The organism is Lacihabitans sp. CCS-44 (assembly GCF_024343735.1).
GTDB lineage: Bacteria > Bacteroidota > Bacteroidia > Cytophagales > Spirosomataceae > Leadbetterella.
Map to the genome: position 1 here is coordinate 150,902 of NZ_RJUE01000052.1, position 25,463 is coordinate 176,364.

20 protein-coding genes are annotated in these 25,463 nt (G+C 37.4%); 5 read left to right on the forward strand and 15 right to left on the reverse strand.

All coding sequences use genetic code 11. The features are described from left to right. Positions 1–38: 38 nt before the first annotated feature. The 11 genes from EGI26_RS08190 to rlmN form a co-directional block, all read right to left on the reverse strand. Entirely contained in the window at positions 39–1,517 is a 1,479-nt protein-coding gene (locus EGI26_RS08190) for a xylulokinase (RefSeq protein ID WP_255077641.1), read from the reverse strand. Positions 1,518–1,705: 188 nt separating this feature from the next. Then, the gene (locus EGI26_RS08195) at positions 1,706–2,848 is read right to left on the reverse strand and encodes an amidohydrolase family protein (protein ID WP_255077642.1); all 1,143 of its coding nucleotides are present in this window, start codon (positions 2,846–2,848) and stop codon (positions 1,706–1,708) included. A 140-nt stretch (positions 2,849–2,988) separates the two neighbouring features. Beyond that, a complete protein-coding gene (locus EGI26_RS08200) occupies positions 2,989–3,432 on the reverse strand; it encodes a hypothetical protein (protein WP_255077643.1) in 444 nt (147 codons plus the stop codon). A gap of 202 nt (positions 3,433–3,634) precedes the next feature. Further along, positions 3,635–4,486: a hypothetical protein gene (locus tag EGI26_RS08205; protein WP_255077644.1), complete on the reverse strand. Its 852-nt coding sequence runs from the start codon at positions 4,484–4,486 to the stop codon at positions 3,635–3,637. A gap of 242 nt (positions 4,487–4,728) precedes the next feature. Beyond that, a complete protein-coding gene (locus tag EGI26_RS08210; protein WP_255077645.1) occupies positions 4,729–5,730 on the reverse strand; it encodes a hypothetical protein in 1,002 nt (333 codons plus the stop codon). 264 nt (positions 5,731–5,994) lie between these two features. Continuing rightward, positions 5,995–7,047, reverse strand: coding sequence for a 2-oxoacid:ferredoxin oxidoreductase subunit beta (locus EGI26_RS08215; RefSeq protein ID WP_255077646.1), 1,053 nt, complete (start codon positions 7,045–7,047; stop codon positions 5,995–5,997). A gap of 5 nt (positions 7,048–7,052) precedes the next feature. Next, entirely contained in the window at positions 7,053–8,855 is a 1,803-nt protein-coding gene (locus EGI26_RS08220; RefSeq protein WP_255077647.1) for a 2-oxoacid:acceptor oxidoreductase subunit alpha, read from the reverse strand. A 9-nt stretch (positions 8,856–8,864) separates the two neighbouring features. Beyond that, positions 8,865–10,643: an FAD-dependent oxidoreductase gene (locus tag EGI26_RS08225; RefSeq protein ID WP_255077648.1), complete on the reverse strand. Its 1,779-nt coding sequence runs from the start codon at positions 10,641–10,643 to the stop codon at positions 8,865–8,867. Positions 10,644–10,922: 279 nt separating this feature from the next. Further along, positions 10,923–12,005 (reverse strand): arginyl-tRNA--protein arginylyltransferase, encoded by a 1,083-nt coding sequence (locus EGI26_RS08230; protein WP_255077649.1) that lies wholly within the window; start codon positions 12,003–12,005, stop codon positions 10,923–10,925. A 166-nt stretch (positions 12,006–12,171) separates the two neighbouring features. Then, the gene (locus EGI26_RS08235) at positions 12,172–13,590 is read right to left on the reverse strand and encodes an inorganic phosphate transporter (protein WP_255077650.1); all 1,419 of its coding nucleotides are present in this window, start codon (positions 13,588–13,590) and stop codon (positions 12,172–12,174) included. 106 nt (positions 13,591–13,696) lie between these two features. Then, positions 13,697–14,731 carry a 23S rRNA (adenine(2503)-C(2))-methyltransferase RlmN gene (rlmN, locus tag EGI26_RS08240; RefSeq protein ID WP_255077651.1) on the reverse strand — a complete coding sequence of 345 codons (1,035 nt, stop codon included), beginning with the start codon at positions 14,729–14,731 and terminating at the stop codon, positions 13,697–13,699. Positions 14,732–14,950: 219 nt separating this feature from the next. Here rlmN and EGI26_RS08245 point away from each other — a divergent pair, with 219 nt between their 5' ends. Then, positions 14,951–16,228, forward strand: a complete 1,278-nt coding sequence (locus EGI26_RS08245; protein ID WP_255077652.1) for an aspartyl protease family protein — start codon at positions 14,951–14,953, stop codon at positions 16,226–16,228. A gap of 1 nt (position 16,229) precedes the next feature. On the opposite strand, the gene EGI26_RS08250 is transcribed toward EGI26_RS08245, so the two are convergent. Beyond that, entirely contained in the window at positions 16,230–16,997 is a 768-nt protein-coding gene (locus EGI26_RS08250) for a DUF3575 domain-containing protein (RefSeq protein WP_255077653.1), read from the reverse strand. Further along, a complete protein-coding gene (locus EGI26_RS08255; RefSeq protein ID WP_255077654.1) occupies positions 16,997–18,022 on the reverse strand; it encodes a low specificity L-threonine aldolase in 1,026 nt (341 codons plus the stop codon). The genes EGI26_RS08250 and EGI26_RS08255 overlap by 1 nt, the downstream gene beginning before the upstream one ends. Positions 18,023–18,227: 205 nt before the next feature. Between EGI26_RS08255 and EGI26_RS08260 the strand changes: the two genes are divergently transcribed. The 4 genes from EGI26_RS08260 (at position 18,228) to EGI26_RS08275 (ending at position 22,928) form a co-directional block, all read left to right on the forward strand. Then, a complete protein-coding gene (locus EGI26_RS08260) occupies positions 18,228–18,689 on the forward strand; it encodes a (2Fe-2S)-binding protein (RefSeq protein ID WP_255077655.1) in 462 nt (153 codons plus the stop codon). Between the two features lie 2 nt (positions 18,690–18,691). Then, complete coding sequence (locus EGI26_RS08265) at positions 18,692–20,836, forward strand: molybdopterin cofactor-binding domain-containing protein (RefSeq protein WP_255077656.1); 2,145 nt, start codon at positions 18,692–18,694, stop codon at positions 20,834–20,836. Positions 20,837–20,926: 90 nt separating this feature from the next. Then, positions 20,927–21,826 carry a DUF4145 domain-containing protein gene (locus EGI26_RS08270; RefSeq protein WP_255077657.1) on the forward strand — a complete coding sequence of 300 codons (900 nt, stop codon included), beginning with the start codon at positions 20,927–20,929 and terminating at the stop codon, positions 21,824–21,826. A 622-nt stretch (positions 21,827–22,448) separates the two neighbouring features. Beyond that, on the forward strand, positions 22,449–22,928 hold the full coding sequence (locus tag EGI26_RS08275) for a hypothetical protein (RefSeq protein WP_255077658.1): 480 nt from the start codon (positions 22,449–22,451) through the stop codon (positions 22,926–22,928). A 3-nt stretch (positions 22,929–22,931) separates the two neighbouring features. Here the strand turns inward: EGI26_RS08275 and EGI26_RS08280 are convergent, their stop codons facing one another. After that, positions 22,932–23,666, reverse strand: a complete 735-nt coding sequence (locus EGI26_RS08280) for a DUF1080 domain-containing protein (protein ID WP_255077659.1) — start codon at positions 23,664–23,666, stop codon at positions 22,932–22,934. Positions 23,667–23,764: 98 nt separating this feature from the next. After that, entirely contained in the window at positions 23,765–25,099 is a 1,335-nt protein-coding gene (locus EGI26_RS08285; protein ID WP_255077660.1) for a hypothetical protein, read from the reverse strand. Positions 25,100–25,463 lie beyond the last annotated feature (364 nt).

Genomic DNA, 25,463 nt, shown 5'->3' on the forward strand with positions numbered 1-25,463 from the left:
CTTGTGATTCTCTAACACTTCAAATGACTTATTAGTTTTTACACCTTCAATTTGCTGAACCAATTGCCGTAAGCATTTGAATACTCTTCTTTTTGAGCCACATTAGGCTCAATTACCTTCAAAAGTGTAAGCCCAGCCATGGCTTCGGCAATGTTGGCAAAAACTCCTGCTCCTACTCCACTTCCTAATGCAGCTCCTTTTGCACCGTGTGTGTCGTACATTTCCACAGGAACTTGGGTCACGTTCACCATAGTTTCTGTAAAGACCTCACTCAAAAACATATTGGCATGTCCGGCTCTAATTACACTTGGAACAACACCCAAGTCTTTCATCAAATCAAAGCCATATTTCATAGAGAAAACAATACCCTCCTGCCCAGCCCTGAACAAATGAGCTTGAGAATGAATATTAAAATCTAAGCCCAACACTTCGCCACCGTAAAGTTGGTTTTGAAGCATTCGCTCCGAACCATTTCCAAAAGGCATCATCACCAATCCATCTGAACCAATCGCAATTTTCGAAGCTTTGTTGTTCATTTCTTGGTATCCGATTCCGCCTCCAATATTATCTTTCATCCAGCGATTCAGAATACCCGTACCGTTGATGCACAACAATATACCGATTCTGTTTTGAGCATCCATACCGTGGTTCACGTGAGCAAAAGAGTTTATTCTTGATTTTGGATCAAAGGCTACTTGGTCACTCACGGCATAAACCACACCTGAGGTTCCAGCTGTTGCCGCTATTTCCCCAGGGTTTACTACATTCAACGAAAGTGCATTATTAGGCTGATCTCCAGCTTTATAGGCAATCGGTATTCCAGTCTTTATTCCTAAACTTTGGGCTATTTCTGAAGAAACCTCACCATGATTTGAAAAAACAGGTTTGATAGTCGGAATTATAGACGAAGAAAAACCGAAAGCTTTCAAAACATCCTCAGAAACTTTATTTTCTTGAAAATCCCAGAAAATACCTTCTGACAAACCTGAATTTGTAGCAGTTATTTCTCCTGTCATTTTCATGGCAATGAAATCGCCAGGAAGCATAATTTTATCACATTTTTCGTAAACTTCTGGTTCGTTTTCTTTAACCCAAGCCAATTTAGCGGCCGTAAAATTACCAGGTGAGTTTAACAAATGACTTAGTGCTTTGGCTTGACCTATGGTCTTGAAGGCACTATCTCCTTGACCCACCGCCCGACTATCACACCAAATTATCGACGGACGCAAAACCTTTTGGTCTTTATCGACCATTACCAAGCCATGCATTTGGTAAGAAATACCGATAGAAACTATCTCTTGAGCATCAAACAAACCCGATGCCACCACTCTTTTGATGGCTTCTTGGGTATTTTCCCACCACATTTCGGGGTCTTGCTCTGCCCAACCTTTTTGTGGTGACGATATTTCAGCTTCCACATCAGGATATTGTGCCGAAGCTATTTCCTTTTTTGAATTAGCGTCTACAATTGACGCTTTTATTGAAGATGTACCTAAGTCTATTCCGAGTAAAAACATTTTATTGATTTGCGATTGATTCGATTTTAGATTAAATCGATTATATGATTTACGATTTACTTTATATATATTTTTATGTCTAAACTTTTCCCATTCCCTTAGCGAGATGTGACTAAGCGGAGCAGAAGTAAGCTGCATTCACTGAGCGGCGGTCACTGAGCGAAGTCGAAGTGAGCCGAAGCGAAGTGCTACTCCGGAAACCCACTTTTATCTAACCTTGGAATGATTTTCAAGGCATTTTTGTAATACACTTTTTTCAAAACATCATCAGACAAGCCTATGCCGTACATTGGCCAGAATGCATGATATTTTTTGTGATATTGAAAATACTCATCTTCGGTTTCCAGAACTCTGAAGTATGTTGCATACTCTGAAGGTACCCAAGAGTCTTTTCCGAACAAAATTCTATCCTGCCATTTTGTAAAAAACTTATTCGAAGTTCTCGGCTGTCGGCCAAGCTCGGCAATTACCGCACCGATTTCCACATACATATTTGGCATGGCAGTCAAAAGGCTATCCAGTTTTCCTAAATTATTGGGAAACCAGCCCATGTGAGCACTGATAAACTTTGTGCCTTTGTGTTTTCTGATAATGTTATGTTGCTGAGCTATAATTTCCTCAAAACCAAAATCCCCCTTGGTTACATCTTTCTTACGTCCAGGGTGCGTTTTAAGCTCCAACCAACGTTCGTTAAACTGGTTCAAAGGCTCCCAAAAAGAAGCAGGATCTGCAGAGTGAATGATAACAGGAATTCCTAATTCGCCTGCTTTTGCCCAAACCGCATCAATTCTTGGGTCGTCTACTCTCACCAAAGAACCATCCGTGTTTTTTACGCTAAAACCCAAATTCTTGTAGACTTTCAAACCTACTGCACCTCTAAGTTTAACATCTTCCTCCAATATTTTCGCTGCTTTTTCTGACCAACCTGTCTCGTTGATTGAATCAAAATCGACATTCGTAAAAACTGCAAACCTTCCAGGGTACAGTTTGCTATTGGTCACATTGTCACTTAAAGTTTTGGTAGCCTTATCAGCATCTTTTGTCCAGCCTCTTCCACTCAAATTGACCAAAATACGCATATTCAATTTGTCCATTTCGGGTATCAACTTGTCCACATTATCACGTGTTTCGCCCATGGCATATTGGTGATTGTGCACGTCTATGAAAGGATATTTCGACCTCGTTTTTGGATTTTTATCGACCACAAGAGTACTTTTAGGATCGTACTCTTCGAAAGTTACGGCTCCTTTGTTGTCTCCTATAGTTATTTGCTGCGAAAACGAACTTAAAGAAATGATAAGACCGATAAATAGCAAGGCTGCTTTCTTCATATTTAGGCTTGAATTTTCGGTAAAGATAAGGATAAAATACTAAACTGATAGACTGATAAAAGCAGAATTTGGTAATTCTGACACATTTTAAATTCTAAACCGAGATGGAAGCTCAAGTGCCGCGTTTCGAAATTATTGAATTAAGAAAACCCGTTACTAAATAGATAAACCACATAAATGATAAGGCCTATCCAAGCCACCAAAATCAAAATACCCAAAGACCCCAAAATTATACCCAAACGAGCCCATTTTTTGTTTTTTACTCTACGGACGCTCAACACACCCATTATCAATGCTGCGAAAGAAATTGCAGCACCAATTAACACTGCAAACGTACCAAGACTCGCTATACCCAAAACCAGCATAGTTCCTAAACCCACAATACCCAATATCCCTGAAGTTTTCGCTATCTTTTGGTGATTTGGAAGCTTTTCTTTGATTACCGAATCTTTTTTAACCACCTGATTATGAACATGAATTTGCAGAGAATCAAAGATAAATTCGCTTGATTTGGTTGTTTCTGTGTTGGCGAAAGTGACTAATGGAAATAATAAGATGTAGAGAAGAAAAAATGTGGATTTCATTTTTGGACTTTGTTTGGTTGTAAAGATTTGAAGATAAAATTTATGAGAAAATAGAGGTATCAGTAATTAAAATTCAAAGTTTTTGAAATCAGTGGTCAATTATGGTAGAACCAAGGTAGAGCAAGTTATATATAAATTCTAGGGAAATCCAGTAAAAATTTTGTTCAGTCATTACGTACCAAATATGAGGAATATCTTGATATTAAAGTGGTGGTAAAATTTTATAAATAATATAAAATTTGTCATCAAAAGTAGAATATTTGTGCCACGTTTTGTTTGAAATTAAATGGCATTCAATCTGGTAACCTATAGAAACGAAAGATTCATCAATCCGTAGAACCATTTTTTTATTTTGACAGGACATATTAGGCCCATACCAACTGACACTATATTCAGATTCATCGAATGTCGGGTCAACCTCAATTTCTATTGTTAATGTGTCACCTGGATACAAATAAAACTCCGGCTTTTCATGAAGAAAAATTCCATTATCTTGTGAAGTATTAAAATGAAAGACGTTTCCAAACGAATCAATCGCCTTGATAATTTTTGGCACATTAAACTCTTGTTCTTTTTGTATCATTCGATAATATGATTTTAGTGAATCTATAACATCATTTGTATAACAAACTACTTGTTCACTCATTCTTACACTAATAGGATTCGCATGATACAAACAGTTTCTAGGATATACCAGACGTTCTAGAAAGGTTTTAGTTACTTCTCTACCATTTGGAAATGCTAACTTAAATGGTTCTTTAAAAAAACTATTATAAAGGTCCGGATTACAAATAATATCAATTTGATGCTCCAATAAACTGGCGTCAATTAAACGAGGAAATCTTTCTGGTTCCTTATTCTTCCTTTCCTGTATTTTACCTCTGATGTTATTATTAATGATATTTCTGCCATTTAAAGTCGCACTTAAATAATCATCTCCAAAGTCTGTTGAAAGAGTATCATGGATTAATCTTCTCAGCCAAAACTCTAACGATTCTAGTGCTTGTTTACATATTATCCTTCTTTCGTCCTCCGTCAAAATATAGTGATTCATTATTTATGATAAGATTTTCGCTATAGAGTATATTTTTGGTCTAGACTTGCTCAAAATGTAGTGGTTCAATATTGACCCTGAACTAACTTGCATTTCAATCAAATTCTAATCTCTGATAAAAAAGTTCAGTTGAATTCGAACTAAATTTCAGGAAAATCGAAAATTTCTTGAACACTAAATATACTATCGTGTTAACCTTTTAGATCAAGAGAATAAACTATTTTTTACAAGGCAATAGTTTCCTATTTTCTAAAACTTAGTTTTTCCAGAATTTTTGTAAGCTTGTTAACGAAATTTTCAAATCCCAAATTTTCTAATTTTGCCCTTTCGATTTCAACGGTAGTATCTTCTTTCTTTAATATATTATTTCTCTCAGTTTTAAGAAGCTCGAGTACAATACCTTGCATAAATGTCTTTTCTCCCACCTCTTCATCGTCTGCCGCAATCCCTAAGGCAAAAAGTTTAATATCAAGGTTAGTTTTTTCATTATTCCAAAACTTTATCTCATCCTGATTTCTTCGATATAAATTCAAAAAATAAAAAGAAAAAACTTCGATTAATAGAGTAATTGAAACTCTTGGCAGCAATTCTGTAAGGTTTGATAGTGACTTTGGTAAACTTAAAATTAAAAAAAGAATAGCAACAAAAGTTGTAATTAATCCCACAAATAAATTAAGCCAAGAAAGACTTTTTTGGCGATTTATTTCATTGTCAATTCTGTTAGCAGTACTTTCATAAAATGAGGCTACCGTATTTATATCAGTCCCTTTTAAAACACCTGATTGCTTTCCAGTAAATATCTCAATTATATTTTTAAACGATTCGAATTTTTCTCTAATGAGAACTTCAGCTTCATCAAACTTTTGTTTTTGAAGTATTTTTTCCAGTTCATTATCGATTGATAGGGTAATATTTTTTAGAATTGAATCATAATAATCTTTTTTTATTTTAGAAATTAACTTAGTTTCATTCTCTGAATTATTGTCAGGCAAAAAATAGCCAATGAAAGTCATAACGATGACAATACAAAAAACACTTAATATCCAATATTTTACGTTTGGAATATATTTCGCAATTAATGGATCTACTTTTTCTTCCCCAATATCAAAATAGATTTCCACAAGATGAATAACCACAAAAACCAAGAATGCGTAAAAACCGACAGTAATAAGATACTTCAAAAAAATCAACACAACTTTCTCAATTATTTTCGAAACTTCTTTCGGTATTAAATTACTAGACATAATTTGGATTAATTGAAATTAAACTTTATAAACATATTGAAAGCTTGTGCCTTAAGAACAAATAAAATGATTTTTAACTTAAAAACACATAAAAATACAAGGTAAAGCTTTGTTCCCGAAATTTTCAAAAATATAACATTGATAGTCGATAGCAAGCTAATTTCAAAGATACTCAATTTAAAAATACCAAATAAATAAAAAAAAGACCCCAACAAACCAAAAATCTGTCAGAGTCTTCCGAAAATTATTAATCCAGAAAAAACCTTACCTCAATCCCGCATTTATCTTTTCCAGAACCTCACTACCAGGGCACAATTCCTTTTCTGTAAGAGAATTAAGCGGTTTGTTTACTGTTCCTATCAGGTCGTTTAGTTCTACGCTTTCGGTGTCAAGATACAGCAATCCTGTAAGTATTTCGTCTTTTTGGCGGGCTACTTGAAGGGCGTTGATGATAGACAGCTTGTCTTGTGGGTCGAAGCCTTGGTGTAGTTTATTGAGTTTGATAAACGTACCATCATGCATTTCTACCATTTTTACACTAATCTCGTCATACTCAGTCGTGATTTCTTCCTTTACTGGCACAAAATCCAAAGATGAAAGGGCCTCATTGTGCTCACGCACGTAATCATACGACTTCGTAGAGCCAGGATTGTTGTTGAAAGTCACGCAAGGCGAAACAACATTAATCAGCGAAAAACCCGAATGTGAAAGAGCCGCTTTTATCAATGGTATCAACTGATTTTTATCCCCACTGAAACTCTGAGCCACAAAGGTTGCACCCAATTCTATGGCTATGGCACACATATCTATCCCTTCAAAATTGTTGACACTACCCGCTTTTGATACCGAACCGTGGTCAGCAGTGGCCGAGTCCTGTCCTTTGGTGAGGCCATAACAGCCATTGTTCATCACAATATAGGTCATGTTCAAGTTTCTCCGAATCACGTGTGCAAACTGACCAAAGCCTATTGAAGCACTGTCGCCGTCGCCAGAAACGCCCAGATAAACCAAGTCTCTGTTGGCCAAATTGGCCCCTGTAGCCACAGAAGGCATACGTCCATGCACAGAGTTGAATCCATGCGAATTGTTCAGAAAGTAAGCAGGCGTTTTGGAAGAACAACCAATGCCAGACAGCTTGGCCACACGGTGCGGCTCTATAGAAAGCTCAAAACAAGCGTCTACTATGGCAGCCGATATAGAATCATGTCCACAGCCTGCACAAAGTGTAGAAAGTGAACCCTCGTATTCTTTTCTTGAATATCCCAAAGCGTTTTTTGGAGCTCTTGGGTGTTCGAATTTTGGTTTTATATATGACATAAAAATTAAATACTTTGTAGGTTTAATGCACTGATGGGCTGAATAATCAAATCGGCGGTGATAGGCGTTCCGTCAAAATTCAAAACTCTGATCAACTTCTTAGGATTCACCTCCAACTCATTGATGAGCAAGGTTCTCATTTGAGCATCGCGGTTTTGCTCAACCACAAAAACCTGCTTGTGGGCATCGATAAAGTCTTCTACCTCTTTGCAAAAAGGAAAAGCTTTCAAACGCATGGCGTCAATTTTCAACCCGTCAGCTCTCATAATATCCAAAGCCTCCTCAGCTGCATATCTCGAAGTTCCAAAGAATATCACCCCGATTTCTGACTCATTGTTTTCTTGATAAAATTCTGGTCCAGGAACCAAAGTTTTGGCAGTTTCGAGTTTCTTCTTCAACCTATTCATGATACGCACGTAGGTGTCAGAATCCTCTGAGTAAGCTGCTTTTTCGTCGTGCGACGAGCCTCTGGTGAAATACGCCCCTTTGGTAGGGTGTGTACCCGGTAAAGTTCTATATGGAATTCCATCGCCGTCCACATCTTTGTATCTTCCCCAATCTTGAGCCGCTTCCAATTCTTCGGCGTTCAATACTTTTCCTCGGTTATACTTACGGCTGTCGTCCCATTTGAATGGCGGACACATGTGTTCGTTCATTCCCAAGTCCAAATCTGTCATAAACAAGACTGGAGTTTGTAATTGCTCTGCCAAATCAAAGGCATCGGCCATCATTTCGAAACACTCCGTAGGTGTTGAAGGAATCAACAAAACGTGTTTGGTATCTCCATGAGAAGCATAAGCCGCCATCAACAAATCAGACTGTTGCGTACGTGTAGGCATACCCGTAGAAGGACCTGAACGCTGAACATCAGCCAACACCACCGGAATTTCAGAATAATACGCCAAACCCAAAAATTCATTCATCAAGGATAAACCGGGACCCGAAGTTGCCGTAAATGCTCTTGCACCGTTCCAGTTGGCACCAATGGCCATTCCTATTGCTGAAAGTTCGTCTTCAGATTGTACCACCGAGAAGTTGTTCTTACCTGTCTCTGGGTCTTTACGCAGCTTGTTGGCGTATTTCTCAAATGAACTCACCAAAGAAGTAGAAGGCGTAATAGGATACCAAGAAACCACGGATGCACCGCCATAAACGGCACCCAATCCGGCAGCGGCATTGCCATCTATCAAAATCCAATCTTTCACCAAATCTCTTCTTTCTACTCTGAAATCAAGCGGATATTCAAAGTTTTCTGCAATATAATCGCCACCGAGATTCAAGGCCTTTACGTTTGGAATGACCAATTTTTCTTTGCCTTTAAATTGCTCAGAAAGCAGTTTTTCTATTTCATCAAAACTGATATCCAATAGTTTAGCCAAAGCTCCCACATAAACAATGTTCTTAAACAATTGTTTCTGACGAGGATCTGAGAATTCTTTATTACAAATATCCATCAGCGGAATTCCGATGAAGTTGATATCGTCTCTTAAAAATTCTTCATAAAGCTTTTTGGTGCTATCGTACACAAAATATCCACCCGGTCTTACGGAAGCAATGTCTTTCTTCAAGCTCTGCGGATTGACACTTACCATAAGGTCAATGCCATTTTTTCTTCCTAAATATCCTTTTTCGCTAACTCTAACTTCATACCATGTAGGTAAACCTTGAATATTCGACGGAAATATATTTTTAGCCGACACAGGCACGCCCATTCTGAAAATAGACTTGGCAAAAAGCGAGTTGGCACTTGCCGAACCAGTACCGTTTACGTTGGCAAATCTTACTACAAAATCATTTATACTACTCATATTCCTATATTAACAACCTGCTTTAGCAGTTTTATACATAAATTTTTGCATGTCCCAAGCCGAAGTTGGGCAACGCTCAGCACACAAGCCGCAGTGAAGACAAACGTCCTCGTCTTTTACCATTACTTTGCCTGTCTTGAGGCTGTCTGACACCAAAATATCCTGCTCCTGATTAAGTGCTGGAATGAGCAATTTGGCCCTCAAATCTCCTTCGTTTTCTTCGTTGAAAGTAAAGTTGATACACTGTGTTGGGCAAACATCCATACAGGCATCGCACTCAATACATTTGTCTTCCATGAAAACGGTTTGCACGTCGCAGTTGAGACAACGCTCAGCTTCTTTAAAAGCCGAAGTCAAATCAAAGCCCAGCTCCACCTCTTTCTTTCTATCGGCCAAAGTTATCTTTTTGTCCTCCTGAGGCACCACAAATCTTAAATCGGCCGAAACACCATTGTCATAACTCCATTCGTGAATACCCATTTTGGTACTGATTAGCGTTACATCTGGAGCTGGTCTGTCGTTGATATCTTGTCCTTGACAGTATTTATCTATAGAAATAGCTGCCTGATGGCCTTGTGCGACTGCAGTTATAACGTTTTTAGGTCCAAGAGCTGCGTCTCCTCCAAAGAAAACACCCGCACGGGTAGAAGCAAAAGTAGTTTCGTCTACCACTGGCATTTCCCACTCGTTAAACTCTACGCCAAGATCTTTCTCTATCCATTCAAAACGGTTTTCTTGACCTATGGCTATAATTACATCGTCAGCTTCAATAAATACATCAGGCTCGCCAGTTGGCACCAATTTACGCTTTCCTTTGTCGTCGTATTGAGCCTCCACTTTCTCAAAAAACATTCCTTTCAATTTGCCATTTTCTGAAACAAAGCTTTTAGGAACATGATTTTCTAAAATCGGAATATCTTCATGAATGGCATCTTCTTTTTCCCATGGAGAAGCCTTCATTTCTTTGAAAGGGCTTCTAACCAACACTTTTACCTCTTCACCACCCAATCTGCGAGAAGTACGGCAGCAATCCATGGCGGTATTTCCTCCACCCAAAACGATAACTTTTTTACCAATCTTGTTCGTATGCTCAAATGCCACATTTGCCAACCACTGAATACCGATGTGGATATTCTCCTTGGCATCCCATCTTCCTGGAAGGTTTGGCAAATCCTTACCTTTTGGAGCTCCAGTAGCTACAAAAACTGCGTCATAGCCGCCATTAATAATATCCTTAAGGCTGGTCACGTATTGATTAAAATGCTTGACGATGTCCATGTCGAGAATGACATTCACTTCCTGATCCAATACAGAATTCGGCAAACGGAAAGAAGGGATTTGGCTTCTCATCATGCCACCACCTTTGGTTTGATCGTCATACATGTGTATTTCGTAACCCAGTGGAGCCAAATCTCTGGCAACAGTCAAACCTGCTGGCCCAGCACCAATGATGGCAATTTTTTTACCATTCTTTACCTTGGGTATTTCTGGTAAATACTGCGAGATGTCGTCTTTAAAATCAGCCGCAACTCTTTTCAATCTGCAAATGGCCACTGGCTCCTCTTCTACTCTTCCTCTTCTACAAGCGGGTTCGCATGGTCGGTCGCAGGTTCTGCCCAAAACTCCCGGAAATACATTAGACTCCCAATTGACCATGTAGGCCTCCGTGTATTTGCCAGCAGCAATAAGTCTGATGTAATGAGGAACTGGTGTGTGAGCAGGGCAAGCGTACTGACAATCAACTACTTTGTGAAAATACTCCGAATCTTTGATATTTGTGGGCTTCATATGCCTCTTGTATATAATATTATTTCTATAATTTATTTGAAAATTCAAATATTGCCAAATATAAATTGTTAGTATTTCTTAGAAAAGAAAAAGACTTCATAATAATTGGGTAAAAAGCAAAAAAACAGTTATTTAGATTGGTTATAAATAGAAAATGCCGTTTTTAATACTAAATTTTGGATAAATAGTATTTTTTTGAATCGTAGCAAAAAGACGAAAAATCAATATTAAAAAGAAGGAAAAATGATTTGTCAATCTGCCGAAAGAAACCAAGGAAACTCAAAGACCAACCAATTGAAGGAATTTTTGGGCAAAAATTTGTGCGTCTGTTTCTTGAATAATGATGGAGTCAAGTTTTAGCAAAAACTTGGCATAATGCCCTGGTTCTTCGACAATATTCGACTGAAATGGTTTATTGCAAACCACGAACTGGTAACAACCGTTGAAAATATTGTAAATTATAACGGCCTCCTGCTGTCTTGAATTGGGAAAACAGTACAAAAACATAGGTACATCGAGTAAGTCGTACTCGGTATAACCGTTCACCAAACAAATATCGAAGAAATTATAAATCAGAAGATCTGTTTTGAGATGGACGCTACTTAATAGTTCTTGCATTTGTATGAGCTTAGATTTTATTAAAATCAAAGGCTGATTATGATTGGCAAAACTCTGAATACTGAGCCATTGTTTTTTGCCGAAATCAAGAAAACTTGTCGAAGATTTGGCCATTTCGAGCTTGTAGTCGAATAGTTTGTAGCCCGGCACAAAATAACCAGGATAAAAATACTCCAACCCTAAATTCTTCAGAAACAAGATTTTATGCAAAAAAATATATTTACCTAGGCTGTATTTTTTATAATTAGGATCAAAAACACTCACAATTCCCTGAGCAGAATTTTCTCCCAAATCAAACACCCCGCAACCTATAAGTGTACTATCGTCATAAATTTCGAGATGTCTAGAATCGAAAATATCAAAGAGCGAGTTGCCCGTAAGAAGATTTTGAAGCGATGGAGCAATAGAAAAAGACAAACTTTGGCGATATCGATAAAAAAGGTCTTCTTTTTCATAGGTGATTTGGCCAGATGAAACCTGCACTGTAAACCTTTCGTTCTGCTTTAAAAGCCTTTTTTGTGAAGCACTGGGCTCAAAGTCTTTCAGATTTACCCTCAACCAAAGTGCGTTATACTGGTCACTACCAAAAACCAGAAAATTGGTAGTAAACATACTCTGGCTCATTCTAAACCAGCCCGCTTCTAAGAAATGATCGAGTTGTTTTGGAGAAATGTATTCTAAATTACGGATATCGGCCATTTTCCAATTTCCGACAGGCACATCATTGTTTTCCTGGTATTTCAATGCTTACAAACTCAAATTTTGTGAAAAGATGCTAAGCTGTTTTCAATTTACAAAGACAATTGCCTCAAAAATATTTAAAAAGTATAAATCTTTTGTCAAAACGCAAATATTGGACATAAAAAAAGTGGCTCAGAGGAACCACTTTCAATATGAATATAAAATATCGTTATGAAACAAAGAATCTAAACAATAGAAATAAACCAGCCGACAACATCATAGAAACTGGCAAAGTAAGTACCCAAGCAATTGCGATGTTTTTGATAGTTCCGGCTTGTAAGTTTTTGATACCTTTAGAGGCCACCATAGAGCCCGCGATACCTGATGATAAGGTGTGTGTAGTACTCACAGGCAATTTAAATCCTGAGGCCAAACCAATCGTTACCGCGGCAACAAGTTCAGCAGAAGCACCTTGAGCATAGGTCAAATGTGATTTACCAATTTTTTCTCCTACAGTAACTACTATTCTTTTCCAGCCTATCATGGTTCCTAAGCCCAAAGACAACGAAATAAGCATGATAACCCAAAACGGTGCAAAATCAGTAGCTCTACGTATACCTTTTTCTTCCTTGGTGGCAAGTTTTGTAAGAGATTCTCTATCTTCAGTGCTCATACTTACACTTTCGTCGCTCAAAAGCTTCTTAGCATTACTCGCTACTTTAAGAATGGCACCACGTAAATGAAGTTTTGAAGACGTATCCGCAGAAGTCTGATTTACAACTGGATTCAAAAAAGTAATATTTGATTTGATATCATTTATGTGTTTCATTTCAGAAACTCCCAAACCTACTGTATCTATTTTGTTAACTATGGCCTCGATTTTTACTAAATCCGGCTGGATGTCTTTCAATTTTTTGGCACTGGTTATAGCAAAATATGAAGGTAAAACACCAATCAATATCAACATCATCAAACCTATTCCTTTCTGACCGTCATTTTTTCCATGAAAAAAACTAACCAAACCGCAAGTAGTAATCAACGTGCCTCTGATCCAATTTGGTGGTGCTTGATTTTTCTTAGGTTCTGAAAATATTTGATCTCTTACGTTTTTACTCACTGTTCTCCTAAGAATAAACATCAGAAAAATAGCCATGGCAAAACCAAAAAGTGGTGCCATTAATAAGCCTGTAAAAATATCTTTTACCTTGTCCCAATTGATAGCTGCAGCACCGGTCTGATTTTCGGGAAGTAAGGCATAACCTAAACCCACGCCCATGATAGCTCCTATAAGTGTATGAGAACTAGATGAAGGCAGACCGAAATACCACGTTCCAAAATTCCAGATAATTGCACTGAAAAGCATGGCCATTACCATTGCAAGTGAATGGTAGACATCTTGGTCAATTAGTAATTCTACTGGAAGTAAATTTACAATACTCATACCAACACCTACTCCACCGGTTATAACCCCGATAAAATTCAAGATTCCTGAGTAAACAACTGCCTGAGTTGGTTTGAGCGAGTTGGTGTAAATTACGGTTGCTACTGCGTTGGCCGTATCATGAAAACCGTTGATAAATTCGAATACACAAGCTGCAAATAGGGCAAAAAATAGAAGAAAAAAAACGTCATTTTCTAGACCAAACATAATAATTAGATTTTAGTTTTAGATTCTGATTCACATTGGTGGCACAAATGTCAGAATTAATTTTGACCTAACATAAAAGTTATCCACATCCTATGTTACCAAATTGTTAATTTTCTTTGATAGCCAACTGACCACAAGCCGCATCGATGTCTTTTCCTCTACTTCTACGGATGTTTACGGTTACGCCATTGTTTTCTAAATATTTGGCAAATTTCTCTATGGCATCGGCCTCTGCATTTCTAAAATCCGCCTCGTTAATTGGATTATATTCTATGATATTTACCTTAGAAGGCACCCTTTTACAGAATTTTAGCAAATCTTTGGCATCATCTAACGTATCATTAAAACCATTGAAAACTATATATTCAAAGGTAATCTTGTTTCCTGTTTTTTTATAAAAATAAGTCAAAGCCTCTGTTAAATTCTTTATGCTATTCGACTCATTGATAGGCATGATAGTATTGCGTTTTTCATCATTCGCGGCATGGAGCGACAGAGCAAGGTTGAATTTCACACCATCGTCTCCTAGTTTTTTAATCATTTTGGCTATACCAGCGGTAGAAACAGTGATACGCTTCGGCGACCAATTTAAACCTTCAGGCGAAGTTATTTTTTCTACCGACTCCAAAACTGCTTGGTAGTTTAGCAGCGGCTCACCCATACCCATATACACAATATTGGTCAAAGGTTGATTAAATCTTTCTTCTGCTTGGTTTTTTATTAAAATGACCTGGTCATAAATCTCAGCTGCATCGAGATTTCGCTCTCGTTTCATGTACCCGGTAGCACAAAATTTACAAGTCAGAGAGCAACCTACCTGTGAAGAAATACAAGCCGTCATGCGGGTATCGGTCGGAATCAAAACTCCTTCTACAAGATGTTTGTCAAAAAGTCTGAAACCAGACTTTATGGTACCATCGTCAGAATACTGTGATTTATAAACAGTTACAGGGTTTATTTCAAATTCGTTTGATAAGGCTTCACGAAGAGTTTTCGAAAGATTACTCATAGCCTGAATCTCAGTGACAGATTTTTGCCAGATCCATTCCATTATTTGTTTAGCTCTAAATGCCGGCTCACCTTTTTCTTTGAGCCAATCTTTGAGTTGTTCCAAACCGAGCTTTCTTAAATCTTGTTTCATATTCTTTTTAATTTACCGCTAGGTCGCAAGGACGCTAAATTTATATTGTCTGGTTGCGTGATTAAAGCCAAAGCTTTAAGTTTTACTTTATTTTTTTACAAAAATCCACATTTATCGGCCTTTTCTCAACAATATTCCGATAAGATTTGGATAATGATAAACTTTTAGCTTAATCCTTTTGTTTTTCTAATATTATATGGTATTTTTCAAATAAAAAAAATGAAAAATAGAATCCCAGTTCTGTTACTTTTTTTTCTTTTCTTTTCTGGGATTTTCAATCAAGTTGAGGCTCAGAAAAAAAAAGAATTAGAGAAATTTGGATTTTATTTTAAAGGTAAGAGGCAAAAAACTGCAAAAATAAAGTTTGAACTCTATTCCAATCTCATTGTTGTAAAAGTCAAAATCAACAAATCGGACACCCTAAATTTCATCCTTGATACTGGCGTGAGTTCGCTTATAATAACGGACCCAAGCATGGCTAAAAAACTCAATTTGGACTTCAGCAGACAAGTACGCATCAATGGTGCCGGTGAAAAAGATTTCATAAACGCCAATGTCTCAATCGGTCACACAATTGACCTTGGATTTGTAAAAGCTGAACGGCAAAACTTGGTGGTTCTGGAAGAGGATATTTTGAAGCTTTCAGAATACATGGGCATACCTATTCATGGTATTTTTGGACATGACTTGTTTGATAGATTTGTGGTAACCATTGACTTTGGGTCGAGGGAATTATATCTTAGAAATCACGATAAATTTAAACCCAAAAAGTCCATGGGCGAGCAATATCCATTGGTAGTGACGCAATCAAAACCTTATATAGAAGCCATAGAAATGGCTCAAAATGATGACAACGATTTCACAAAACTTCGCTTGGTAATTGATACCGGAGCAGGCCATGCATTGTTATTGAACACCCAAGACAATTCACCTATTCACTTGCCTGATAAAGTCATTAGGGCCAATTTGGGTAGAGGCCTCAACGGAAATATTGATGGTCATATCGGTAGAATCGAGAAATTCAGAATTGGCAAATACGAATTCAATGATGTTCTGGCTTCATTTCCTGATAGCCTTTCGTTTAGTCTTAAATTTAATGAAAATTTTGATGGTAGACAAGGCAGTATTGGTGGAGAATTTTTGAGAAGATTTGTGATAACTTTTAATTATAGAGATGGCTACCTCATACTAAAACCGCTAAGATCCAAATATAGAGAAACCTTTGAACACGACATGAGCGGCATGGAAGTGAGAGCTAAAGGAAATTTATTTAGCGATTTCACCGTAACGTTTGTAACACCTGGTTCACAAGCGGACTTGGCTGGAATCAAAGAAAATGATCAAATCATTTTTATGAACAACAAACACTTTAAAGAACTGAACATAAATGACATATACAAAAATCTTAGTAAAAAAGAAGGAACTGATGTTGAATTATTCGTAAGAAGAAATGGAGAATTGAAATTCTTTTATTTTAAATTGAAGCGGGTGATTTGACTCAAAAACTATAGCTTAAATTTACACCTAATCCTCTAATTCCCAAATACGGAACAGGCTTTACAGACTTAATTTCGGCTTTTTCTCCTGCAATATCCAAAGCAAAATATTCTCCCGAAAGACCAAAACGTTCAGTTATTTTATCCTTTAGATATACTTTTTCGTCTTCTGAAAGTTTTGAAAGCAATTCTGTTTGTGCCACAGCATAAAACGCTTTGGCCTTTCCAAAATGTGGCCCAATAACAACCAAATCGACTCCCATCCTGTTCCATTTCCATTGTTTTCCTACCAATAAACCACCCGAAATAGTATTAAAAGTAAAATTCACCGGTGTTTTAACATCCACAATAATACCTTTGTAAAGAACGGCTAAAGATGCTGGCACGGCCATATCAAAGTCTTCATATTGTCCAAATAGTGCCACAAAAGGCCTATTTTTCTTTTTTCCAATATAATACCTGAGTTCAGGAGCGTAGCCTCTAACTCCTACGCGAGCTTCGTTCATAAAAATATACTTAAACTTAATACCCGTAATTCCCACACCATACCTTTTGGCCAGGGTATCTACTTGGGTACCTAACGGAATGAGCGATTTTTGGCGGTAAAAAAAAGTGTTATTGAAAGACAGTTTTTTGGACAACATTCTTTCGTATTGCAAAGAGTAAGTTTGGGTTAGTGGACCGGCAACATTGAATTTTATAGCGTTTTTTTGCTGTGAAAATCCAGAAAACGAAATGCTAGAAAGTATAAAAAAAACAAAAAAACGCATTATTTACTGATTTGGGTTAATATTTTTTCGAGCAAATTCAAATCTTCGGTTTTGAAATCTAAATGGGTAACAAACCTTACCAATTGCGGACCGAAAGCCACTGCACCTACTCCTTTCTGTTTCAAAACCTCCAAAAACTCTGTATTTGTCCAATTTTCAACTAACTCAAAAATCACGATATTAGTATCTATTGGCATTATTTCTTTGACAAAAGAACATTTTTGAAGTATTTGACCAATCGCCTTTGCATTTGCATGGTCTTCTTTGAGCCTTTCTACATTATTATCCAAAGCGTAAATACCAGCTGCCGCCAAATATCCAGCCTGACGCCAGCCTCCACCAAATGACTTACGAATTCTCCTCGATTTTTTTATAAAATCTGCATTTCCCAAAAGCAGTGAACCCACGGGTGTACCCAATCCTTTTGACAAACAAATGGAAATGGAATCAAAAGCACCTCCAAAGTCTTTCGGAGTCTCCGAAGTTTCTACCAAAGCATTGAAAAGTCTGGCTCCATCCAAATGAAACTTAAGGTCTTTTTCTTGACAAACTTCCTTAATCTTTATTATTTCAGCGAAATCATAAATAGATCCGCCGCCCTTGTTCATAGTATTTTCTAACGAAACCAACGTACTCAAAGGCAAATGAATATCCTCTGGGTTGTTAAACGCACCTCTCACCTGCTCAGCGGTTATTCTGCCTTTATCTCCATCTATCAATTTTACAGAAGCATGGGCATTGGAAGCAATTCCTCCGCCTTCATACAAATAAATATGTGAATATTTATCACAAATCACCTCCGAACCGGGGAACAAATGGGCTTTCAAGGCAATCTGGTTGGTCATTGTACCAGAAGTGCAAAAAAGTGCGGCTTCCATCCCAAACATCTCTGCAGCTTTGTTTTCTAATGACTTTACGGTTGGATCATCTCCAAAAACATCGTCACCAACTTCAGCCGAAAACATGGCCTCCAACATTTCTTTGCTCGGTTTGGTAACTGTATCGCTTCTTAAATCTATTGTCATGTACTAAAATTAATTCGAGAAATACAAAGTTAGAGGGTTAATTGGATAATTCGTTAATTAGTTAATGTCTGATCGGAGAGAAATATTCTTGAATTCTGAGTAATTTCACCAATTCTGAGTAAAATTAGCTCATTGCCAAATTAGCAAATCAACAAATTATATTCTTTACCAAGTTTTCCTTATTTTTACTAAAAAATCAATCTTTATGCCGGTATTCAACCTCAATATCAACAACAAAGTCTATAAAATCACCGCTGAGGCCGATATGCCTTTGGTGTGGGCTATCAGAGATTTGGCCAATTTGAAAGGCACAAAATTTGGCTGTGGCATGGCCCAATGTGGTGCCTGCACCGTCCATCTTGATGGCCAGCCAATACGTTCTTGCCAAATGCCGCTTTCGGCCATTTCGAAAAAAGCAAAAATTACCACGATAGAGGGCATAGCCGAACCAACTCTTCATGCCGTTCAAAAAGCCTGGATAGAAGAGCAAGTGCCTCAGTGTGGCTATTGCCAATCAGGTCAAATCATGTCAGCTGTTGCGTTGTTGAAAACCAACAAAAACCCCAATGATGAGGAAATATTAGCCGCCATGGAAGGCAATTTGTGCCGTTGTGGAACCTACCAAAGAATTAACCAAGCCATCAAAAACGCCTCAAAAATGCTTTAATCATGAAAAATAACAGAAGAGAATTCATCAAAAACCTCGGATTGACTGGTATTGGATTGAGCATCGGCATAGATGGTTTTTCCAAAAATGTCGCCCTCAAAAAACTTACGCCAGCCACGCTGGCTTTGGAAATAAATCCGTTTATAATTATTGAAAATACGGGTAAAATAACGCTTGTAAACAGCCGTCCAGATATGGGACAAGGCTCTACGCAGGCTGTTCCATCGCTTTTGGCTGAGGAACTGGAAGTAAGCCTTGATCAAGTGAGTATCATTCAGTCAGACGGTAGAAGCAAATACGGAAGCCAACAATCTGGCGGAAGTAGCTCGGTAAGAGGACTTTGGATGCCACTGAGACAAGCTGGAGCAGCAGCCAAAGAAATGCTAATCAAAGCCGCAGCCGAAAAATGGGGTGTAAATGCCGCTGATTGTTATGCCGAAGCTGGAAAAATATTCTTGAAAGGCTCACAAAAAAGCGTGACTTATGGTGAAGTGGCAGATTTGGCTTCGACTTATCAAGTGCCGAAAAATCCAAAACTAAAAGACCCGAAAGATTTCAAGATTATTGGCAAATACAACAAACGTCTGGATGTTCCTGATAGAGTTTCAGGCAAAGCTATTTATGGAATAGACGCTGAAATACCGGGAATGGTGTTTGCTAAAGTAGTTCATTCGCCAAGAATTCACGATACCATAGCTTCCATTGACGATGCAGCTGCTCGAAAAGTTGTGGGAGTTCTAGATGTGATAAAAATTGAAAGGGCCATGCCGCACACCAAAGTGGATGCAGTGGCAGTAATCGCTCAAAACCAATGGGCCGCTTTGAAAGGTGCCAAAGCCTTGAATGTCAATTGGAAATCTGAAAATGGAAAGTATCTCAACCAAAATACCTCAGAATATTTTGAAGCTGCCTACGCAGCGGCCAAAAAGCCAGGTATTAGAGCAGAAGAAAAAGGAGATTTCGATGCTCATTTTGAGTCAGCAAGTACCAAATTGGAAGCTGTTTATGAAACACCATTTCTTGCCCATGCGGCCATTGAGTCTGAAAATGCCACTGTGCATGTTAAAGATGATGGTACAGTGGAAGTTTGGGCACCTATACAAGGGCCAGATGGAGCATTGAGCCAAGTAGCTCAATATCTGGGAGTTCCTGAGGAAAAAGTAAAAATTAATGTAACTCTTTTAGGTGGCTCCTTTGGTAGAAAAGCCTACATGGATTTCTTAAACGAGGCTTGTGATATTTCTCGCAAAATTAAGAAGCCAGTGAAAGTGCTTTGGACCAAAGAAGACGACATCTCACAAGGACCTTACCGACCAGCAATGCTTAGTCGCATGCAGGGCGTGTTGGAAAACGGCCAAGCCAAAGCATTCCACCACCAAGCCATTGGAGAATCTATTGCAGGTCAGGTGTTTAATGGTTTAAGGCCAAACACCGCCGACGATTGGTTAAGTGGTGAATTGAGCCAAGAAAACCACCAATATAATTTCGAAGTCAACAAAGTTTCTTATTCTAGGGTAAAAACCAGTATTCCAGTTGTTTGGTGGAGAAGCGTGTATGCCTCTAACTTTGGTTGGGGACAGGAATGTTTTATCGACGAAATGGCCCACGAGGCAAAAAAAGACCCTTTAGAATTTAGGTTAGAATTACTAAAAAATGCTTCAAGATTCACGAAAGTTCTAAATCTTTTAGCAGAAAAGTCGGATTACAAAACCCCGCTTCCAGCTGGAAAAGCGAAAGGAATCGCTGTTTTTCGTTCGTTTGATTCTATTTCAGCTGCTTGTGTGTTTGTTTCAAAAACCGACAGCGGCATAAAAATAGACAAAGTGGTTTCTGTAATAGACTGCGGTATGTTTGTAAACCCCGACAACGTAAAAGCCCAAACCGAAGGAAACATTATCATGGGTATACAAGCTGCCACCAAAGGCGGAATAACCTTTGAAAACAACCAATGTGTGCAGTCAAACTACCATGATTATCAAGTACTTAGAAACTCCGAAACGCCAAAAATGGAAATTCATATCGTAGAAAACTACGAACGCCCGGGCGGTGTAGGCGAACCAGGCCTACCTCCTATCGCTCCAGCCCTCGGCAATGCCATTTTTAATTTGACGGGGAAAAGAGAGAGAAAGTTGCCGTTGGGGGTGTGAGGAAAATGTTTAAAATTTTAATGATATAAATATTCCTTATAATATTGAAAAAAAATACAAGAATTTCCATTTAAGACTTGTAACCATAATATGTCAGAAAAGTATTTTTGTAGAAAATGTGAAAACAAAACAAACCATAAAATAATTTTCACGAAAGAAACAGGCTCGAATGAACCTTACGAAGAGGATTATAGTAAGTTTTTAGAAAATTATCATGTAATTGAATGTCTTGGATGTGAATCTATATCATTTTTAAAAGTTTATGGAGACCCATTTATGATTCGTCCGGGAAAAAATTCTTATTCAACAGAGCATTATTTTGAGGAGGAAATATTTCCACTGACTCTACAAAATTCCAAAGTATTAGAAGAATTATGGTTCGTTCCAGTAACAATTAAAGAAATTTATCTAGAAATGATTTTGGCGTTTAAAAGCCAAGCATTAAGGTTAACTGCCGCTGGTCAAAGAGCAACTATTGAAGCAATTTGCAATCATTTAAATATAAAAAAAGAATCGCTTGCTGCGAGAATAGATTTACTGCACACCAACGGCTATTTAAGCTTGAAAGAATCTCAAAGAATTCACTCGATTAGATTTCTTGGTAACGATGCAGTTCATGAGATTGAGAAACCCAGTGAAACTCAATTACACATTTTATTAAATATTTTAAATCATTTGATTTCCAACTTATTTATCCATGATCAATTATTAGAAGGCAACTTAGAAACTATGATTTCTGAAGTTGATGAAATGATAGGTGTAATTAACAATAATATCCGTAAGAATATGGTAGGCGGAAAATATAGTACAAAAAGTTTACTGGGAAAATCTATTAGAAGAATTAAAGCTATTCATTTTCCGAAATTAGAAGGAGAGTTCTTGGAGAAAGTTAAAAATAAAAAAATTGAACACTTAAAATTAACTGAGGATAATATGTTGTTAATTATTGAGCTACCTTTTTTTTCTAGAGGGAAAAATATTATGTTTTAAGAAAGTAAAAAATAGCCCAAAAAGATATTTTTCTATGAATTAAATTTTGAACAATTCTAAATGAAAGCTTCATTTTATTCAAACTTAATACTCCTTTCATTTTCTTGCATAACCAAAAAAACTGATACAACAATTTTCAAAAATAATCACAAACTCAGTCACCTCAGCAGAAAAGACCGAAAATGATTAAGAAGCCGGAATAAGCAAACATGGTAAAAATGGCAGTTTGAACATTGAGGTTAAATACTTTCAAGTCCAATTTTTAAAGGAATAAAAAGACAAAAAACTTCTTTACTTTAAGAAAATTTAAGCTCTCTAATGTAATAGAATGGACGAAATCGACAAATCTTCGACCTCAGAGAGGTCACATTATGTTAAAAGCCAGTAAACAGAGATAAATCAACGACCTCAGAGAGGTCGGACTATCGTAATACTTTAATTATTGAACGAATTTAAATACCATTTCGAATTAAGATAAGGCCAAAACAATCAAAAAAACACAATACACTGACTGTAAATACTTTCAAATGCGTTCTTGTGAACAAATAATGAAAGGAATTTGCAACATTTGGCTCGAACATTTATCTTTATCATGTATTAACAACCTCAAAACTTGCTAATTATGAAAAGCTTACTTCTAGTCCTTCTATTTCCATTTTTGAATTTTTCGAATAGCGAAAAGGCGGTCTTCGGCGGTCATAAACTGACTACGCAAGAAGCCGAACGGATTTTAGGTGAAACATGCCATCTCAAAGAAAGTGGAAACGAAGAGAAAATTGGAGGCCATAGATATAAAAGTACGCATATAGGCAACTCAAGTTCGAATCATGCCCTATACTTTATTTTTGAAAGTTATGAAGACGAGCTTTCAGCCAAGAAAATCTTTGAAGATTTCAAAAATTCGAACCATTCATTAGAAGGTTTTGAAATGATAAATAATCTTGGCGATGAGGCCTTTTTTCACACAGATAAGGCAAATTTCGGCCTGGTAATTGCTCGAAAAGGCAATGAAATGGTCCGACTGAAAGTGAATAAGCTCAACGCTAATATTTCTATTTCGGAGCTCAAAAAAGTGGCTGCTGATATAATTGCACGTACCTAACTTTCAGTTTTCCATAATTTTAATATTCCGAAACGAAACGCCCTTTGACCAATCTTGAAGAGCCAGATGGCCTTTGGTGTTTTTACCAAACAATGGAAAAAATTTAAAACCGCTATTGGCCACCATACCTTTCCAGGCTTCAGAAGTCAAATCTTGTTCGGCGGTCAAAATACCGTTCAAATAAAACTGAATTTTGCCAGAATTCTGAACAATCTTAGATTCGTTCCACTCACCTGCTGGTTTTGGTTTTGAGACATTTTTTTGTGGCATAAAACCATACAAACATGCGGCCCATTTGGTAGAATCTTTGAGATAATCTTTACCAATACCTTCGTGATCAAGCAATTGATATTCAGGCCCAGAGGCCCATGCTCTAGGAATCGTATCATTTTCAACGACATTTATAAAAACCCCACTGTTGCCCGCTGTCGTAATTTTCCAATCAAATTTAAGTTCGAAATTTGAATATTCCTTATCCGAAACTAAGTCGCCGTGTTCTACTTCGAAAGTGTCAGGATTACAAAACAACTCGCCGTCTTTTACAATCCAAGCCGAGGGAGCATTGGCTTTGTTATACAAATGCCAACCTTGGGTAGTTTTTCCATCAAAAAGCAACCGCCAACCCGCTTCTATTTCAGATTCTGAAAGCTCGTTGTTACCTACTTTTTTTTCGGAACAACCAAAATCTAAACAACCCAAAGCGACAATTGACAATAAGCAAACTAGTCTTAACTTCATGATAAAAATACTTTTAAAATGGTTTTGTAGGGCATTCTCTCTTTACAAATAAGAGACAAATGAAATGTTCTCGCTAAAATACAAAAAATAATTGAATGTCAGAGAAGAGCTCCATACAATGCTGGATTTAAAGCGGCTGGGCATTTGGAGCCCGGAGTTTTAAATTCGGTTTTTCGTTCATACAAGTCTCTAGAAGCACTGTAAGATACCCCGAAAAAACTCAAGTCGACTCCAACCACTCCTTTTAGCCCTAAAATTGTTTGGTTGCATGGACCAGGCACGAATGGAAGACCGCTTTCGAAATAAGACTGAACGCTGGTGTTATTTAGTATATAGGGTACCACTACCGAGTGAAATATGCCTATTTGAAATCTTGGAAACTCTAGGCCAACACCCACTCCTACTATTCCCTCAGAAGCCGAACCAGTATCTCCTATTCTTGTAACGTCAAATCCGGCCAAAGTACCAGCCGTTTCAATATTTCGATTGTTGTAATTAAAGCCCTGGGTGCCATTGTAGGTTAATTTCAAGTGAGCTTGGCATGTGCTATTCGCAGCTACCTCTGGATATACCTTCAGATTACATTTTAGTGTAAAAGTTACCGGAATTACACCATTTACGAGAATAGTCCTTGAAATTTCGAGCGGAATGCTGATTTGGGCTATCTGGCTAAGGCTCAAAAAAGCATATTTTACTTCCAACTCACCATTCAAATCATTGTGTTGATGATTATAGGCATCTAAATTGCCATTATTTAGATCTATATCGCTGGTGGCAGAAAAATCCGAAATAAAACCTTTGGCTTCAATTCCGGCCAAATTTCCACGCTTTGCAGTAAGTTCAACGTTCAGTTTCCTTCCACTTCCGCCCTCCGGATTTAGTTTAAGTGATAGATTCCAACCGCTGAGCTCCCCACTGAATTCAACACCGTCGTCATTGGTACCCGTCACTGACTTTATTCTTCCTCCGGCTACTTTTATTCGGGCATTTTTGATATTGTTAGAAGTCCAATACATCTGTTTCTCGAAATTGACCTTGGCAGACTTGTAATATTCATTAAACTTGGCATTTGTTGTTGCGACGGTGGTTTTTCCACCCGACTCGGTGATTGAAACCACTTTTCTTAAGGAATTTCCTTCAAAAAGCACCACCTGACCGTTTTTCAGAGCCTTTACAGCTGCCGGATTTCCATCGAAAATCAATTTTGAATTATCAAAACTCGCCAAAGATTTCATATCAGAAAGGCTTATTTCTGTGGTATTATTTTGTTTGACGACATTGGTAATGGAGCCTTTATCGGCAAACTCCATTTTTTCGCCACCTATTGTTACTATTTCATTTTCTGGAGCTACGCCGCCATCGTCTTTTTTACAATTAAATACCAAAAGCGTGACAACAACAAGAAATGTAAATTTTGTAAGCTTGTTTTTCATTTTCAATAAATTTTGAATGTAATTTATTGATTTCAAGAGGCTTCAACAATCAAAAGAGAAGAATTAGGTGAGGTTTTTTATTTTGTGGCATTTTATGAATAAAATGATGCCGTTTTACAGCCTAAATAGGCTTGAAATCATCTGCTCATCAAGCGATGTAATAATCTTGTGGTGAATATTCTATTCTCTAGTTTTTTTTGAAAGTCTATTTTTCAAGTAGAATACAAAAATAAACTATTTCATTTCAATAGAGATGTTCTTCAACAAACTATCATGTAAAGGGCTACGAGAAATATGATTACATATTTCTATGTTTTGAATGTATTTTCTAATCCAAAAAAAGGGTTTACAAACACAAAAACCG

What these genes read in the sequence shown, in the direction of transcription:
- EGI26_RS08210 (WP_255077645.1), bottom strand. Translation starts at nt 5,730, where the DNA reads ATGTCTAGTAATTTAATACCGAAAGAAGTTTCGAAAATAATTGAGAAA.
- EGI26_RS08225 (WP_255077648.1), bottom strand. Translation starts at nt 10,643, where the DNA reads ATGAAGCCCACAAATATCAAAGATTCGGAGTATTTTCACAAAGTAGTT.
- EGI26_RS08205 (WP_255077644.1), bottom strand. Translation starts at nt 4,486, where the DNA reads ATGAATCACTATATTTTGACGGAGGACGAAAGAAGGATAATATGTAAA.
- EGI26_RS08195 (WP_255077642.1), bottom strand. Translation starts at nt 2,848, where the DNA reads ATGAAGAAAGCAGCCTTGCTATTTATCGGTCTTATCATTTCTTTAAGT.
- EGI26_RS08245 (WP_255077652.1), top strand. Translation starts at nt 14,951, where the DNA reads ATGAAAAATAGAATCCCAGTTCTGTTACTTTTTTTTCTTTTCTTTTCT.
- EGI26_RS08255 (WP_255077654.1), bottom strand. Translation starts at nt 18,022, where the DNA reads ATGACAATAGATTTAAGAAGCGATACAGTTACCAAACCGAGCAAAGAA.
- EGI26_RS08275 (WP_255077658.1), top strand. Translation starts at nt 22,449, where the DNA reads ATGAAAAGCTTACTTCTAGTCCTTCTATTTCCATTTTTGAATTTTTCG.
- EGI26_RS08220 (WP_255077647.1), bottom strand. Translation starts at nt 8,855, where the DNA reads ATGAGTAGTATAAATGATTTTGTAGTAAGATTTGCCAACGTAAACGGT.
- EGI26_RS08235 (WP_255077650.1), bottom strand. Translation starts at nt 13,590, where the DNA reads ATGTTTGGTCTAGAAAATGACGTTTTTTTTCTTCTATTTTTTGCCCTA.
- EGI26_RS08280 (WP_255077659.1), bottom strand. Translation starts at nt 23,666, where the DNA reads ATGAAGTTAAGACTAGTTTGCTTATTGTCAATTGTCGCTTTGGGTTGT.
- EGI26_RS08265 (WP_255077656.1), top strand. Translation starts at nt 18,692, where the DNA reads ATGAAAAATAACAGAAGAGAATTCATCAAAAACCTCGGATTGACTGGT.
- EGI26_RS08270 (WP_255077657.1), top strand. Translation starts at nt 20,927, where the DNA reads ATGTCAGAAAAGTATTTTTGTAGAAAATGTGAAAACAAAACAAACCAT.
- EGI26_RS08190 (WP_255077641.1), bottom strand. Translation starts at nt 1,517, where the DNA reads ATGTTTTTACTCGGAATAGACTTAGGTACATCTTCAATAAAAGCGTCA.
- EGI26_RS08250 (WP_255077653.1), bottom strand. Translation starts at nt 16,997, where the DNA reads ATGCGTTTTTTTGTTTTTTTTATACTTTCTAGCATTTCGTTTTCTGGA.
- EGI26_RS08215 (WP_255077646.1), bottom strand. Translation starts at nt 7,047, where the DNA reads ATGTCATATATAAAACCAAAATTCGAACACCCAAGAGCTCCAAAAAAC.
- EGI26_RS08200 (WP_255077643.1), bottom strand. Translation starts at nt 3,432, where the DNA reads ATGAAATCCACATTTTTTCTTCTCTACATCTTATTATTTCCATTAGTC.
- rlmN (WP_255077651.1), bottom strand. Translation starts at nt 14,731, where the DNA reads ATGAAACAAGATTTAAGAAAGCTCGGTTTGGAACAACTCAAAGATTGG.
- EGI26_RS08260 (WP_255077655.1), top strand. Translation starts at nt 18,228, where the DNA reads ATGCCGGTATTCAACCTCAATATCAACAACAAAGTCTATAAAATCACC.
- EGI26_RS08285 (WP_255077660.1), bottom strand. Translation starts at nt 25,099, where the DNA reads ATGAAAAACAAGCTTACAAAATTTACATTTCTTGTTGTTGTCACGCTT.